This window comes from Haladaptatus ordinarius, assembly GCF_054177595.1.
Window position 1 is genome coordinate 1 of record NZ_JBPEHH010000095.1, and the last position, 14,154, is coordinate 14,154.

Genomic DNA, 14,154 nt, shown 5'->3' on the forward strand with positions numbered 1-14,154 from the left:
AAGGTTCCGAGGCGTCTCAAAACACCACTTACAGGGCTATCTAAACTTCTTGGGCTGGATCCTCAACACCGACGACTGGTTCGAGCAGATCCTAAGTACTGACTTCTACAGATGAGCGTGCTCCTATTTGCGGCCATTGTTCGTAGCTGTTACGCAACCCTATGTATCCCATTGGAGGTAGTCGCCACACCCCAAAGCGAATAGTTAATATTGTATATTGGCTATGTGTGCTATGGGAACACTTGGCAATGAATCGCCGGTCGACGACATCGGGTATCTCTCTCGATCCGAACATCGTATCCCGATGCTCGTTTCGCTGACGGACCGTCCCCGAAGTCGCTCCGAACTCTGTGAGCTGAATGATGTGTCGTCGTCGACAGCCCGACGAACGTTGAGCGAATTCGAAGACCGCACGTGGGTTCGAAAGGAGGGGTACCAGTATGTGGCAACACGGTTGGGAGAGGCCATCGCGGCCGGGATGGAGGGTCTGATAGACCTTTTCGAAACCGAGCGGAAGCTACGTGACATCTGGCACTGGCTTCCAGACGAGGTGATTGAAGTCCCGACCGAGACATGGTCTGAGATGACTGTCACACTTCCGGAGCCCGATTCACCCTACCGTCCTGTGAACCGATTCAAGTCACTTCTCCAGCAGACGAACGAGGTTCGCTATCTTCGACCCGAGGTTGCCTTGATGGAGCCTTGCTTCGACGCGCTCCTCTTGTTGATTGACGCCGGAGTAGACATGACGTTGATCGACCGACCGAGTTGTCATGCATACTTCATCACGACGTATCCCGAGCGCAGTTTAGAGATGGAGAAACGGGACAATTTCACGGTTCTCGAGCATGACGAACTCCCCCAATGTGGAATTGGCCTTTTGGAAACCCGAGTTACCATCAGCTGTTACGAGCAGGACAGTGGGTCTGTCCAGGCATTGATCGACACCGACGTTCCGGCTATCCGCGAGTGGGCAGAATCGACATATGCGTCCTTCGAGATCGACGCGCGACCGGTCAACCCCGAAGCCTACATTGAGTGACGCTCCCGGTCACGTGATTGCGATATCCATCCAGTTGCTCGGTGTCCCCCCTTCTACTTCGCAGGACGGACTGGTTGGGCCATCGACTTCTCGGCAGAGTTCAGTGAGCAACTGTTGACGCGTGTGCAGTGGCTGAAAGAATGGCAGGGTCTGCCGGAATAGCACGAAATAACTACAACGTCTCAGGGGGCGTTGTGCCGCTTATCGGGAGGTACAGCGAAACAATGACTGACGACCGGCAAACAATGCACGGAATCGACCTCGAAACACTCGAAGAGTTCGCCAAACATGCAGCCGAGAATCCTGAAGCCGTCCAGCTTGGCCTCGGGGCGTCCGCGACCTACGAGGGGACGGCCGCTCACAGCCTGGCAAAGATCGATAGCTACGACCTCGGCGGCGAGACCATCGCTCGCGAGACGCGTGAATACACCGTTCCGTACGGCGCCTGGAAGGAGGTGCTGGATGCTGGTGGGTGGGTCGGCGCGACCGATCGAATCGAACCCATCGAAGCAGCACTGTCTGCGCTTGCCGCCTGTATCAATGTCGGCATCACCATCAACGCCGCCGCGAACGGTGTCGACTTCGACCATCTTCGGACGCGCGTCCGGACAGATTTCGATCCAGCGGTCCTCTTTAGTCTCGCTGAACTCAAAGAGGCCGACTCGGTGTACGAGAATCTGACCGCGGAGGTCGAAATTGCTGGGGAGGACATCGACGACGACCTAATCGATGAGTGGGCGCGACGAGCGCCCGTCTACACGCTGCTCTCACTCGCTCAGGACATCCAGCTAAGCATCAAAACACCCGCCGAAGCGACGGGAGACGACTGATTGGTGAACAACAATGAGTGAATCATTAGACACGGACAAACTCGAACGAGAGGTCAAGTCGATGTACCGTGACGTCGCGGAGTTCTCCGACGGGGAGTTCCACTTCGAAATGGGCAGTGATCTGGCCGAGCGACTCGGATATGATCCAGAAACTCTCTCTTACGTTCCCGATCCTGCGATTGATTCGTTCGCCGGTGTGGGATACCACTTTGATCTGGCGGCGATCCAACCCGGTGAGTCCGTACTTGACCTCGGCAGCGGTTCGGGCATGGACCTGTTCGTCGCCGGAATGCACGTCACCGAAACCGGAACGGTTACCGGCGTAGACATGACCGACGAACAGGTCCGAAAGGCCCGAAAATTGGCTGCGGAGAACGGATTTCACAACGTCGATGTGCGACACGGCCACATCGAAGCGCTCCCCTTCGACGATGAGTCGTTCGACGTGGTCGTCTCCAACGGCGTGATCAACCTCTCCGCAGAGAAGGGACGGGTGTTCGGGGAAGCGTATCGCGTGCTCAACCCCGGTGGTCGACTCGCACTCTCGGACATCATCAGCGAGTCACAGATGCCGGAGAGCATCAAGAACAACGAGGACCTGTGGGCGGCCTGTATCGGTGGGGCCGAGCAGGTCAACCGCTACACGGCGCTCATCGAACAGGCCGGCTTCGAAGTGACCGACGTCCGGGACAACACCCAGTATGAATTCATCTCGGATCAGGCCGTGAATGCATGTCAGACGTACGGCGTGAAGAGCATCTCGCTCGGCGCCAGGAAGTGAGTAACATGGGAACCGACACTCAAGCGGATCCGATAAACGAAGAGAAACTGAGCGAACTCGTGGAGACGTCCCTCGTCGATCTCGGTGCAACGGTCCATGCCGCACTCGCCGTCATCGGTGACGAGCTCGGGCTTTACGCGACACTTGATGACGCGGGGCCGCTCACGTCAGCTGAACTCGCTGAAAAAACCGAAACCGTCGAGCGTTACGTTCGTGAGTGGTTGCGCTCGCAGGCCGCCGGCGGGTACGTGACCTACGACCCTGAGACTGACCGATACTACCTCACCCCGGAGCAGGCGCACATCTTGGCCAACGAGGAGAGCCCCGTGTTCATGCCCGGTGCGTTCCAGCTGGTCGGGTCAGTGGCCAAGATAGGTCCCGAACTCCGGGAGGCTTTCCGAACGGGCGAGGGCATCGGCTGGCACGAACATGACGAGGATGTGTTCCATGGTACGGAACGCTTCTTCGGGCCATCCTACGGAGCGTTCCTACTCGACTGGATCGCAGCGCTCGATGGCATTGATGCTAGGCTGAAATCAGGCGGGCGGATCGTCGACGTGGGGTGTGGTCACGGCGCGCCGACGATCCGTATGGCCGAAGCGTACCCCAACTCGACGGTCGTCGGCGTCGACTACCACGAGGAATCAATCGAGGTGGCGCGCGAGCGGGCGGAAACGGCGGGCGTGGCCGACCGCGTTAGCTTCGAAGTGGCGACCGCGAGGGAGTACATCGGCTCCGACTACGACCTCGTTACGATGTTCAACTGCTACCACGACATGGGCGATCCCGTCGGGGTGGCTGCTCACGTTCGAGAGACACTAAGTGAGAACGGTGCGTGGATGATCGTCGAACCGTATGCCGATGACCGGGTCGAAAACAATCTTACCCCATTTGGCCGCCTTGGATACTCTATTTCGACACTTGCCTGTACACCAAATTCGATCAGTCAAGATGTCGGGTACGGGCTCGGCGCGCAGGCGGGCGAGAACCGAACCCGAGAGGTCGTCACCGGAGGCGGGTTCACGCACTTCCGCCGGGCGGCCGAGACGCCGACCAGTCTGGTCTTCGAAGCAAAACCCTGACTTCTCATCTGATAGAATTCCGTTCTACTTTCGCTGTTCGCCCAATCAAGAATCCTGCAGCGACGTCTGTCTTCTCGCCCCATCACTTGGTAGAAGTTGTCAATATATGCCGATTGTAGTAGTTCCGGGGTTCCTTCTTCGGATGGAACGTATCTCACCATCCATTCTGTCGACGGCCACTGGCAGTTCACCCCAAACGAATGAGAGACACACGCTCTGCATCAATCAATAAGGCTCGCAATTTCACTGACTCATCACTGTTCTAGCTCCTGCTACTTAGATCCGATTGAGGTTCTGGGACGGCTGTAGTCGATAGGCAGTTCCCGTGTACTGAGGAGGTCCGCGACCTTCTCGAGTTCCTGTGGCGTTAGTCGCTGTTCGAGATATTTCATCGCTTTCCGTTTCGCTTGGACATCCTGGCGAGCGTGCTCGCACGCACCAACAACTGCACTCGTATTGTTCGTTTCACCAAGCGCTTGCTTCGCGTCGACGATAGCGTCATACCGATGTTCGTTGCCTTCACCGGTTCGGATGCGGACTTGCGACGGGACTTTCCGACTCATATCTGTGGCCACGCGCTCCAATTCCTAGTTATTTCCGGTCAGTCAAATGTCAGACTATATAAATGACTGCTCGATTCTGCTGTTCGCGACGAACAACCGAGGACGAATACCGATTTGGTTCGTGGCTGACCGCCGAAAATGGCCACAGGAATATTCGGTTCGTGGCCATATCGCGTCGAGTAATTTTCTGACTGTGTTTCCCCGTGGAGTCACGTCGAAACCACCCTTCGGCGCGTTCCGGACGACATTTAGCTCGTGTCGAAACCGAGCCCCCTCCGCGTAATCTGTACGGAGTGCGCGGGCTTCTGAGGGTGGGTCACTGCTGCTTATACGAAATCGAGGAGAATACCTGACCCTTTTGGGTCAGGATGAATCCGACACTACTCTACACTGACCACCGTTCGATTGCCCGGCAGGATATTCCACGCTCTATTACAACACGACGCTCCATCTTTAAACAGCGAGGGAATCCCGGCCTTGAGGCCGGGCGGGAATCGCGTAAACTCCACTACACAACCGCCTCAATCAGCTATCCAACTCTCATGCTTTTATAATAGTTGGTGTTGTATATGGAACTGTGATTCGACGTACCGTTGTTGTGAAATTAGCCGTTCCCGACGAGCGGCGCGACAATCTCCGCGAAACCACCGAGCGGTTCCGTCAAGCCGCTCAACTGGTCGCAGACCGCGCGTTCGAGCGCAACGACGACGGATACGTCATTACGTCGAAAACGAAGCTCCACCACCTCACGTATCAGCAGGTCCGCCAAGCCACTGACGGGCTGAACGCTGATCTCGTCTGTGCCGCCCGGAACTACGCGGCGGACTCGGTGAAGGGCGTCACCTCGGCGTAGACCTTGGCGTGAAGACGATAGCCGCAACATCGACGGGCAGTATGTGGTCCGGCGGCTACCTCAATCACCGACGCCGCGAATACGAGACGATTCGTGGCTCACTGCAACAGACTGGGACGGAATCGGCTCACCGAACTATCGACGGGATCGGCGACCGGGAAAGCCGATGGGCGGAAGACTACCTCCACCGTCTCTCGAAGGCCCTCGTTCAAGAAGCAAGAACGCACGACTGTTCTACAATCGCCTTCGAGGACCTCACCGATATTCGAGACCGTATGCCGGGCGCGAAAGCGTTCCACGCATGGGCATTCAGACGGCTCTACGAGTACGTCGAGTACAAAGCCACAGAGTTCGGGATATCGACCACACAGGTAGACCCGGCGTATACGTCCCAACGGTGTTCAAAGTGCGGTCACACCGAACGTGGGAACCGCCCGAAACAGGAGCGGTTCTGTTGTCGAAAGTGCGGCTACGAGGTTCATGCAGACTACAACGCGGCAAAGAACATCGGAATAAAGCATGTCCACGCAGGGCAAAAGTCTCCGCGTGGACGGGCCAACCGTCAACTGGCCCTGAAGTCGGGAACGTTGAACGTGAGTGACGAGTTTTCGTCCGCCGAAGTTTCGGCGTGAACGGGAGTTCACCGACAAGCCCCGGCGTTTACGCCGGGGTAGTTGACAACCCGTTATGGAGACGTTTCACGAATGCATATCCACCGTACTTATCGGGCGAAAATCCGCAACCACAGTCAAGTGGAGCGGATGCTCGACCGACACGGATGGAGTGCATCGAAACTGTGGAACGTCGCAAACTATCACTCCCGCCACGTGTGGGATGACACGGGCGAGATTCCCGACGATTCTGACTTGAAACGCGAGTTGAAAGGTCATACAACATACAAAGGGCTCCATTCGCAGTCCAGTCAGCGCGTTCTGGAGGAACTCGCTGAAGCCTTCAACTCGTGGTACGGCAAACGCAAGAACGACTCTCGTGCAAATCTGCCCGGCTACCGCAAACGCAATTACTACGACGACGATGGAAACCGCGTCCACGAAGAACACCCGCGTTCGACCGTGACGTGGAAACAGAAGGGTATCCGTCACGACATCAAGCACAACCGCGTCAGACTCTCGAAAGGTGCGAATCACAAAGACCACCCCCGCGATCGGGATTACATCCTCGTTGAATACGAGACTCGTCCCGAAGTTACGGTTGAAAATCTGCAACAGGTTCGGGCCGTCTACGACAACGCTAAGGGCCACTGGGAACTCCACCTCGTCTGCAAACACAAAGTCGAGACGCCCGACGCACCCGGTACTGAGACGGCTGGCATCGACCTCGGCATTTGTAACTTCGCCGCCGTCGCCTACAGCACCGAGGAAGCCGACTTGTATCCCGGCAACCGCCTGAAACAGGACGGCTACTACTTCCCGAAAGAAATCGCCACGTGCGACGATTCAGGCGGTTCTGAGGCCACCAGACTTCACCACAAATGGTCGGAGCGCCGCACCCACTTCTTCCACAGCCTCGCCAAACACATCGTAGAGAAGTGTATCGAGCGTGGCGTGGGTCGCATCAACATCGGGAAGCTCGCTGGTGTCCGTGAGGACGATAACGGCGACTCGAAGAATTGGGGTCGCCACGGAAACCTCGACTTGCACGGCTGGGCGTTTGACCGTCTCACGAAGATTCTCACGTACAAGGCGAAAGTCAAGGGAATTGAAGTCGTAGACGTTTCAGAGCGCGACACGAGCAAGACATGTTGTGTTTGCGGTAGGGAAGACGATAGTCAGCGCGTTGAACGTGGCCTGTACGTGTGCGAAGATTGTGATGCGGCGTTCAACGCGGACGTGAACGGAGCGGAGAACATCCGACTCAACATCAACAAGAAAAGTAACTCCGAGTCTGCACCCGGTTTGGGTGGGGATAGGAGTACCGGCTGGTTGGCACAGCCCGGAGTCTACCTTCATGACTTGTCTCACGGATTCTCACCGAGGGATCAAGTGGTGGACTGCAAACCCTAATATCCCAACGCTCGGGATTCCTGCGTCTTCAGGCGCGGGAGGATGTCAAAAAGTGCGGTTGCACGGGTGTAGAGAAGCGTGCAAGTAGCCCTGCAAACAGAACTAGCTGATACTGTGGTCTTCGAACCTCTACAACCAGTTTTTAGAGATATGGATCTTCCCGTCGATATCGCTTTGATCGAGATGGGTAGCAACCACGTCAACGATCGATGCGACCTCGTGGGCAGTCAGACGATCATCCACTTGGAATAATACGCCTGCGTGATCAGTCTCGTCGATTTCGGTGAGGAAATCATCGTCGACGGTGAGTACAAGCCGATCTTCGCGCTTGGCGTAGGCGGCAATTGTGGCGTCATCAGTGCCGGGACCCAGTTCGTCGACATCGACGACCATCTCGGTGTCGTGACCCATTTTGGTCAGCATCTGCATTGCTTGCCGCTCAACGTTCTCGTCAAGGAGGACACGAAAGCTCACGGAAGAAAACCCTCACAGATCCTCCGGACCCGTAATTGCCGTCTCGGCGCTCTCCTCAATGCGTATCTGACGGCGCTGCTCGACCTCCCGCATCTCCTTGGGGTGGTCGTAGTAGTACGCGAGGGCGTGGTATACGTCGGCCACGTCGAGATCGTGGCGATCAGCAATAGTCTGCGGGTTCAGACCAAGCCCTTCGACCCGCTCTTTGATGTACCGGACAGTGATACGGCTGCCCTCGATGTGAGGTTCGTCGTGCAGCTCACGGACGATCCGGGCGGATCTCTGGGTCATCACACCAATAGATAGGTGGCCCATCGTGTAAAGATGTTCCCCAGAGCATCCGATTCAGTCCTATTTACAAGCGATGCGAGGCGAATGCCACGGGGCTTGACCCCGTGGATGAAGCCGACACCCCGTGAACTAAACCATTATGTTGAAACACCTCAGATAACGGGGTGTGACGGCACCACTCACGTTTGGCTTAGTCGGCGATCATAGACATGAATTCCTGTTTTGAACCACAGTACTCTATCGGCGACGCCTCCGAACTCCTCACTTGCACAATCAAGTCGCTCTGAGACAGCCAGCACGAAGTTCTCAACCTCCACCTGCCGAATCTTCGCTAGCTTCGCTTCCAAATACTCCGGTGTCCAGAAGCCAACGATCTCGAGAATCGCCCGCCGACCATCGGGATGTTCGATCGCGAAGTCCGAGATCATCACCTCGGCACCGAGGTCGAAGACGTCGTCCTCGCGGACGAGTTCCCAGTCCGTGTTCGCTCGCTCCCACTTCTGAGCGAGCGTCCGCTCAACGTCACTATCGAACCGCTGACCAGCGCTGTAGTGCGAATTGAGGCCTTCGCTCTGGTCAAGTGCGAACTGCCGTGTCTCGTTAGTCGCCTCGTCGACAAGAATCTCGGCGGTCATCTCCCACCGCTCACAGTGGGGTAATGCCGGCAGGAAGTTCGCCATGCGAATCCCGTACTTCTGTGATTTCGAGAACAGCGACGCTGGCCCATCCAGCACAGCCTCGTAGCCCGCAGCCTGATCCGTACTCGCAACGCGCTCGCCGTCGGCATCGATCGGATAGATGCGATGCATCAGCCCGAACAGCTTCACGTAGCTGAACACCGTCCCGAAGTGGTCCCAGACGCGAATCCGCATCTCGGTGGCGTCGTAGAGGACCGCCTGAGCGAGTGCGAGATTGTATCGGGTCACCAGCCAGTCGACAGTGAGGTCGGTGTGCTCGTATTCCTCGGCACTGCTGCCGGTCAAATTCGTCGTCGACGGCGACGCATCACCGGTACTCTCGTATCGGTCGGCCGTCCGCGTGCCGATTCGGACGAGCCGCTTGTTGTCCTCGAGGTCGGCGTACATCCCACGGTAGCAGTCTTCGAGCGAGATTCCTAGTTCGTCGGCAATCGCGCTATACACTTCCAGCTTCTGTGTGTCCTCACCGAGTGTCGGCTGGCGGACGATAGGATACCGCTCGTTGGCTTTCTCGAAGAGCCGCCGCCGAATCTCTCGTGGATCGACCGACGCGACGACGTCGAACTTGCACTCGTCTTTCAGGAGCTTCGCCAGTCCTTGGACGATTTTGTAGTCGGTATCTGCGATGGTCAGCTCGTCGATCGCGTCTTCGAGCTCGCCCTTCGGCTCGTCGAGGTGATCCTCGAACAGCTGGATGAGTTCCCGTGCCGTCTCGCGATAGCGCGCTTCAGATGGATCGATAAACAGCGGTGTGATCGTTTCGTCGGTCGTGCGCGACCGAGCGAGGTTCGCGGTCAGCACTACGCATTCACCCCCTCTCGACGGCGTTGCGAGACGTACGTCTCCATCGTATCTTCTGCGATAATCTCGTACAGACGTGCTGGCTGGCGGTCGTCCGTGAGCCGGAGGATCCGCCCGAGTCGCTGCGCGTACTGGCGTTTCGAGGCACTTCCCGAGAGGATGATGCCGACGTTCGCGGCCGGAACGTCAATCCCCTCGTCGAGGACTTGGGACGTGACGAGCATCGAATACTCTCCAGTGCGGAATCGCTCAAGAATCTCGGTGCGTTTGTCGGTCTTGGTTTGATGCGTGATACAGGGGACGATGAACTCCTGGGAGATGTCGTAGGCGAAGTCGTTGTTCGCGGTGAAGATGATGGCACGGTCGTCGTGATGGCGTTTGATGAGATTGTCGAGCGTGTCGAGTTTCTTCGTCGCTGTCCGGGCGAGTCGCTCGGCGCGCTGCTTGGCGATGAGCGCCCGTCGTCCCTGCGGGTCATAGGAGGTGCGCTTGAGGAACTCCTGGTAGCCGCGTTCCTTCCAGAGATCGAAGTCGTGGCTGTCGACGTAGTCGCGATAAATCTGGTACTCCTCGTTGTACGTCTCGCGTTCGTCGGCTGTTAGCTCGACCGACATGTGGATCGTCTCGTACTCGCTGAGGTACTCGCCAGCGAGTTCGTCGACGTGCTCCCGATAGACGACCGGGCCGAGAAGGTCCTCAAGGAGTTCGTGCTTGCCATCAGGGCGCTCGTAGGTCGCCGTGAGGCCAAGGCGATACGGCGCGATCATCATCTCGGGGATTTGTTGGTAGGTCGGAGCTGGTAAGTGGTGTTCCTCATCGACGACGAGCAGGCCGAACCGATCGCCGTACTCGTTGACGTAGCGATACGCGCTGTCGTAGGTCGTAACCGTGATCGCGGTGACGTCGTGGTTCCCACCGCCGAGAACGCCGATTGGCTCTGGGAGTTGGTCGCCGAAGGCGTTGGTGAGCGTAGCGTGCCATTGGTTCATCAGATCGATCGTCGGCGTCACGACGAGCGCGCTGACGCCCGCGTCGGCGATCGCCTGCAGCCCGGAGGAACGTCTTCCCGCTACCCGTCGGGAGGACGACGCTCCCCTGGCATTCGTGCTCGGTCCAGGCGTCGAGCGCGGCCTGCTGATAGTCGCGTGGTTCGATGTGGAGCGCCGGTGTGAGATCGAGGGTAGGATAGGCCCGTGCAGCGTCTTCGAGAGTGTGAGCGAAGCCGTCCTGCAGCGTTGTTTGCTCGTCCCCGTCCGCCCAAGCGCCCGCCCATTCGAGAAGATGTCGATACCGATACGCTTGAGTACGGTACTCGTCGACGCGGTCGTCCCACTCAGCGTATGGAACATCGTCGGGAGCGTCGTGAAGCAGGAGCGTGCCGTCGTCGAATTCGATTCGCATTCAGTATCACGTCGGATGTTCCCGAACGGATTCAATATGTGGGTTGTCCGGGAGCTGGTGAAGCGCGTCTCGGTCCTTCTGTAGTTGGGAAGAAGTCTATCGAGGGACTTGATTGTCAGCGGTCGAGCCAGTATTGCCAGTCTGCGATCGCTTGCTCCGTGTTACTGCTGGCTTCGACAGGCTCCAGTTGCTCCAGCGGCACGCCAAGTTCTCTGTCCATCCACTCGATCGTCACGAACATCTGGCTGAGAGTCGGATCTGTCGGCGACATTCCAACCACGCGCACCGTTTCGCCTTCCTCCAGAGGCGACTCCTCTCGCTCGGTGACACACCGTGCTTCGAAGGGAAAGTCCATCGTATCGTCCAGATACGCGTACCATCCCCACGCCTGCTCTTCAGGGCTGTAGGTATCAACGATGATCCGCATCTTGATGCGTTCTTCCCGCTCTTCGTCTTTCTCGGCCCGTGTCATGCCCACCAGTACTCACTCCAGCCGTAAGATGCTCGGGGTGGCCGAAATCACTTGCCGACCGCTCCAAGAGGCGCTCCATTCCGCCCGGAGACGGACCTGAGTCGCTGGACGAGGTTAACCAACAAATGCGCGTTGAATCGGTTCACTGTTGGTTAAGATGATAGTTGAGATTTTGTGATGACGAGTGTGGGTCGCTCACGGCGTTGACCAGTCGATAGAGACTATCTATTCCTCTTGTCCTTCGAACGCATCTACATCAGCTAATCGGCGTTCGAGTTCGTCGAGCCGGTCAGATACGGTGGATGGCTGTTCGAGGCGCCCTTCAGCGTCTAGGGCCTGCTGGTACAGTTTGGCAGCGCGTTCCAGCTCCTCGACTGTTGGCTCGTCAGCTTCATCGAGCAAGTAGCTATCCGCGAGTTTCTTGTACGCCCACGGATCCTCAGGGTAATCTCGAATGAGTGCCTCGAACTCGCTTCTGCTCTCGGCCAGTCGTCCCAGCTCTGTCAGCGAGTCAGCGACGAAGTGGCGAAAGTCCAGGAGTAGCTCGTCGGATGCATCCGGAAACTGGGTCCAGACTTCCCGACAGAATTCAAGGCGTCGCTCGTGATAGGTCGGATCGTCCGCTGCCAGGGTGGCGAGGTCGTTGTCGACCGATCGCAGGAATGCTTCGAGCGAGAGCACGTTCGGGAGGTGATCATCAGCCGCCTTGATCGTCGTGATGTCGTCCGGCGTCACGGCGGCGATGATCTCCCAGGCACTCAGCCACTGTTCGCAGGCCTCGGCGTCCTTCCCCTTCTCACGGAGTTCTCGGCCTTTCTGTACCAGATCGTAGATCCGTTCTCGATAGGGGAGGTCGGGTGCCCACCGGCTCCAGAGCACTTCAGCTGCCATCCAGATGAAATCTTGATCGTACCCCGACACGTCGACGTCGGGGTCGTCTTCCCACTGGTCAGCGAGTGCCATCGCGGAGTCGACCTCGGCCGCACGGTCACGGAACGACTCTTCGGTCGTGTCGATGCCGTGCTCGGCAAGTTTGTCCGTGATTTCCCTCGTCGATAGCGCTTGTACGTCATGTAACTCCCACCGCTCATCCGAATGGCGGTCGGTCGCCGGGGTCAGGTGTACCGTTTCGTCCGTGACGTGCTGCTCGCGAGAGTCATCGTCGTCACTTTTTTCGAGGTCGTATTCGTCGACGTACTGATCAACCCGCTTGGTGTCGATCCGACCGAGTTCGTCGTACTCATGGTCTTCATAGAGATGCTCACGAATGTCGGACTCGTCCGCGAATGATTGTTCACAGTACGTGCAGTCAGGCATTGACTGCGAGTTCGAATAGGACGGTGAAAAAGAGCAGGGTAACTGGCTGCCCGGGGCCATCACAAGTGGACGGCGGAGATGAGCCCAGCCCCCTCATCTCCTCACCTCGGACATCATCAACACATCACCTCTACATCATTTTTGATAGCGAGAACCCCTCGACAAGCGACTCTCTCGGAGTATGGTTCCGAAACCTCCGACAACGAGGTCTTCCTCGGAGGCATTCCTGCCCTTTCGAACGGGCGAGGATGTCACACGTCCTCGCGAGCCGTCGACGGCTCTATGTTCTGATTCAGATGAAAGACGTTCTCGGGGTCCCACTCGGTTTTGATCTCGGTCAACCGGTTGTAGAGGTCGTCACCGTAGGCAGCACGTACGCGGTCGTTACCTTCGTCCCCATCGATGAAGTTGACGTAGACGCCACCCGTCGAGTGTGGAATCATGGCATCGAACAGGTTTCGCGCCCACTTGACGTGGCGGCCCTCGTTCTCGCGCTCGTGCCATCGTGACTGGATGTTCAGCACCCACGTTGCGTCCCGGTGCGGGTACGCCGTCGTGTCGGCTGATTTTCGTCCGACGGCACCGCCGAGCGAGAGCATTCCGATAGCCGATTCCGGCGAGGTCATCCGCGCTGCATACTCACAGAGGGTGTCGATTGCGTCGCCATCGAGGTCGGCGATGTAGTGAGACTTCCAGTAGTTACGCGCTCCTGGTCCAGACGCGGCGTCGAACATCGACTGGAACGCGACGTATGGCTTCGAATCGACCGCGTCGGCAATCGGGGTACCGATGGTGCGCAAGGTTGCGAGCGCGGCTTTCCCCTTGTCGGGGTCGCCCGCGTGGATCATCGCGACCACAAGCACCTTCTCGCCGTGAACGTCCTCGGGGAGGAACGGTGCCGGCGGTGCATGCCGGAGCACCGGCAGACACGACACTTCGTCAGGTGCGTTGCGGACGGCGGCAGCTACTTCACGCAAGACAGCTGGTGCGTCGTCGAACGACCAGACGACGGGGCCTGCCAGTACGGTCGGCCCGAGTTCGTGGAGTTCGAATTCGAACGACGTGACGACGCCGAAGTTGCCGCCGCCGCCGCGTATCGCCCAGAACAACTCCGGGTTCTCGTCCTCGCTCGCCCGGACGAACTCCCCGTCAGCGGTCACGAGGTCGACCGACCGGAGATTGTCAACTGTCAATCCGTGTTTCCGCGAGAGATAGCCGATACCACCCCCGAGCGTCAAGCCAGCCACGCCGGTCGTCGAGACGAACCCAGCAGGTGTCGCGAGGCCGTGTGCCTGTGCCTCGAGGTCGAAATCGTGGAGCACGGCACCGGGTTCGACCCGAGCAGTCTGTTCGTCCGGCTCGACGCGAATCGAATTCATTCTCGAGAGATCGAGCATTAACCCGTCCGCTCATCTGTAGAAGTCAGTACTTAGGATCTGCTCGAACCAGTCGTCGGTGTTGAGGATCCAGCCCAAGAAGTTTAGATAGCCCTGTAAGTGGTGTTTTGAGACGCCTCGGAACCTTC

At 57.9% G+C, this 14,154-nt stretch carries 14 protein-coding genes and 3 pseudogenes; 8 read left to right on the forward strand and 9 right to left on the reverse strand.

Translation table 11 applies throughout. The annotated features are described in order from the left end of the window. From ACR3FF_RS21825 to ACR3FF_RS21845, 5 genes and pseudogenes are all read left to right on the forward strand, one after another. Window positions 1–115: pseudogene (locus ACR3FF_RS21825) on the forward strand (IS1595-like element ISHti5 family transposase); the annotation flags it as partial. 117 nt (window positions 116–232) lie between these two features. After that, entirely contained in the window at window positions 233–1,042 is an 810-nt protein-coding gene (locus ACR3FF_RS21830; protein ID WP_458190259.1) for a helix-turn-helix transcriptional regulator, read from the forward strand. 224 nt (window positions 1,043–1,266) lie between these two features. Then, window positions 1,267–1,872: an OsmC family protein gene (locus ACR3FF_RS21835; protein WP_458190260.1), complete on the forward strand. Its 606-nt coding sequence runs from the start codon at window positions 1,267–1,269 to the stop codon at window positions 1,870–1,872. 13 nt (window positions 1,873–1,885) lie between these two features. Continuing rightward, window positions 1,886–2,653 (forward strand): methyltransferase domain-containing protein, encoded by a 768-nt coding sequence (locus tag ACR3FF_RS21840; RefSeq protein ID WP_458190262.1) that lies wholly within the window; start codon window positions 1,886–1,888, stop codon window positions 2,651–2,653. Between the two features lie 5 nt (window positions 2,654–2,658). Then, the gene (locus tag ACR3FF_RS21845; protein ID WP_458190277.1) at window positions 2,659–3,735 is read left to right on the forward strand and encodes a class I SAM-dependent methyltransferase; all 1,077 of its coding nucleotides are present in this window, start codon (window positions 2,659–2,661) and stop codon (window positions 3,733–3,735) included. Between the two features lie 272 nt (window positions 3,736–4,007). Here the strand turns inward: ACR3FF_RS21845 and ACR3FF_RS21850 are convergent, their stop codons facing one another. Then, on the reverse strand, window positions 4,008–4,298 hold the full coding sequence (locus tag ACR3FF_RS21850; RefSeq protein ID WP_458190264.1) for a DUF7692 domain-containing protein: 291 nt from the start codon (window positions 4,296–4,298) through the stop codon (window positions 4,008–4,010). Between the two features lie 577 nt (window positions 4,299–4,875). Here ACR3FF_RS21850 and ACR3FF_RS21855 point away from each other — a divergent pair. The 3 genes from ACR3FF_RS21855 (at window position 4,876) to ACR3FF_RS21865 (ending at window position 7,175) form a co-directional block, all read left to right on the forward strand. Continuing rightward, complete coding sequence (locus tag ACR3FF_RS21855) at window positions 4,876–5,151, forward strand: hypothetical protein (RefSeq protein WP_458190266.1); 276 nt, start codon at window positions 4,876–4,878, stop codon at window positions 5,149–5,151. An 8-nt stretch (window positions 5,152–5,159) separates the two neighbouring features. Beyond that, complete coding sequence (locus ACR3FF_RS21860; RefSeq protein WP_458190268.1) at window positions 5,160–5,783, forward strand: RNA-guided endonuclease InsQ/TnpB family protein; 624 nt, start codon at window positions 5,160–5,162, stop codon at window positions 5,781–5,783. A gap of 72 nt (window positions 5,784–5,855) precedes the next feature. Next, window positions 5,856–7,175, forward strand: coding sequence for an RNA-guided endonuclease InsQ/TnpB family protein (locus tag ACR3FF_RS21865; RefSeq protein ID WP_458190269.1), 1,320 nt, complete (start codon window positions 5,856–5,858; stop codon window positions 7,173–7,175). Window positions 7,176–7,304: 129 nt separating this feature from the next. On the opposite strand, the gene ACR3FF_RS21870 is transcribed toward ACR3FF_RS21865, so the two are convergent. The 8 genes and pseudogenes from ACR3FF_RS21870 to ACR3FF_RS21905 all read right to left on the reverse strand — a co-directional run. Further along, window positions 7,305–7,649, reverse strand: coding sequence for a DUF5615 family PIN-like protein (locus ACR3FF_RS21870; RefSeq protein WP_458190271.1), 345 nt, complete (start codon window positions 7,647–7,649; stop codon window positions 7,305–7,307). A 12-nt stretch (window positions 7,650–7,661) separates the two neighbouring features. Then, window positions 7,662–7,940, reverse strand: coding sequence for a DUF433 domain-containing protein (locus ACR3FF_RS21875; RefSeq protein WP_458190272.1), 279 nt, complete (start codon window positions 7,938–7,940; stop codon window positions 7,662–7,664). Window positions 7,941–8,119: 179 nt separating this feature from the next. Beyond that, complete coding sequence (locus ACR3FF_RS21880; RefSeq protein ID WP_458190273.1) at window positions 8,120–9,439, reverse strand: DUF790 family protein; 1,320 nt, start codon at window positions 9,437–9,439, stop codon at window positions 8,120–8,122. Further along, window positions 9,439–10,840 (reverse strand): annotated as a pseudogene (locus ACR3FF_RS21885) (DEAD/DEAH box helicase). The gene ACR3FF_RS21880 and the pseudogene ACR3FF_RS21885 overlap by 1 nt, the downstream one beginning before the upstream one ends. A 115-nt stretch (window positions 10,841–10,955) precedes the next feature. Further along, on the reverse strand, window positions 10,956–11,312 hold the full coding sequence (locus tag ACR3FF_RS21890; protein WP_458190274.1) for a calcium-binding protein: 357 nt from the start codon (window positions 11,310–11,312) through the stop codon (window positions 10,956–10,958). 225 nt (window positions 11,313–11,537) lie between these two features. After that, the gene (locus ACR3FF_RS21895; protein WP_458190275.1) at window positions 11,538–12,629 is read right to left on the reverse strand and encodes a tetratricopeptide repeat protein; all 1,092 of its coding nucleotides are present in this window, start codon (window positions 12,627–12,629) and stop codon (window positions 11,538–11,540) included. 251 nt (window positions 12,630–12,880) lie between these two features. Next, the gene (locus tag ACR3FF_RS21900) at window positions 12,881–14,026 is read right to left on the reverse strand and encodes an FAD-binding oxidoreductase (protein ID WP_458190276.1); all 1,146 of its coding nucleotides are present in this window, start codon (window positions 14,024–14,026) and stop codon (window positions 12,881–12,883) included. Window positions 14,027–14,038: 12 nt separating this feature from the next. Then, window positions 14,039–14,154, reverse strand: a pseudogene (locus ACR3FF_RS21905) (IS1595-like element ISHti5 family transposase); the annotation flags it as partial.

Bases quoted from the DNA above. Each gene is read 5' to 3' on its own strand.
- ACR3FF_RS21900 (WP_458190276.1), bottom strand. From the start codon at position 14,026: ATGCTCGATCTCTCGAGAATGAATTCGATTCGCGTCGAGCCGGACGAA.
- ACR3FF_RS21835 (WP_458190260.1), top strand. From the start codon at position 1,267: ATGACTGACGACCGGCAAACAATGCACGGAATCGACCTCGAAACACTC.
- ACR3FF_RS21840 (WP_458190262.1), top strand. From the start codon at position 1,886: ATGAGTGAATCATTAGACACGGACAAACTCGAACGAGAGGTCAAGTCG.
- ACR3FF_RS21895 (WP_458190275.1), bottom strand. From the start codon at position 12,629: ATGCCTGACTGCACGTACTGTGAACAATCATTCGCGGACGAGTCCGAC.
- ACR3FF_RS21875 (WP_458190272.1), bottom strand. From the start codon at position 7,940: ATGACCCAGAGATCCGCCCGGATCGTCCGTGAGCTGCACGACGAACCT.
- ACR3FF_RS21850 (WP_458190264.1), bottom strand. From the start codon at position 4,298: ATGAGTCGGAAAGTCCCGTCGCAAGTCCGCATCCGAACCGGTGAAGGC.
- ACR3FF_RS21830 (WP_458190259.1), top strand. From the start codon at position 233: ATGGGAACACTTGGCAATGAATCGCCGGTCGACGACATCGGGTATCTC.
- ACR3FF_RS21890 (WP_458190274.1), bottom strand. From the start codon at position 11,312: ATGACACGGGCCGAGAAAGACGAAGAGCGGGAAGAACGCATCAAGATG.
- ACR3FF_RS21845 (WP_458190277.1), top strand. From the start codon at position 2,659: ATGGGAACCGACACTCAAGCGGATCCGATAAACGAAGAGAAACTGAGC.
- ACR3FF_RS21865 (WP_458190269.1), top strand. From the start codon at position 5,856: ATGCATATCCACCGTACTTATCGGGCGAAAATCCGCAACCACAGTCAA.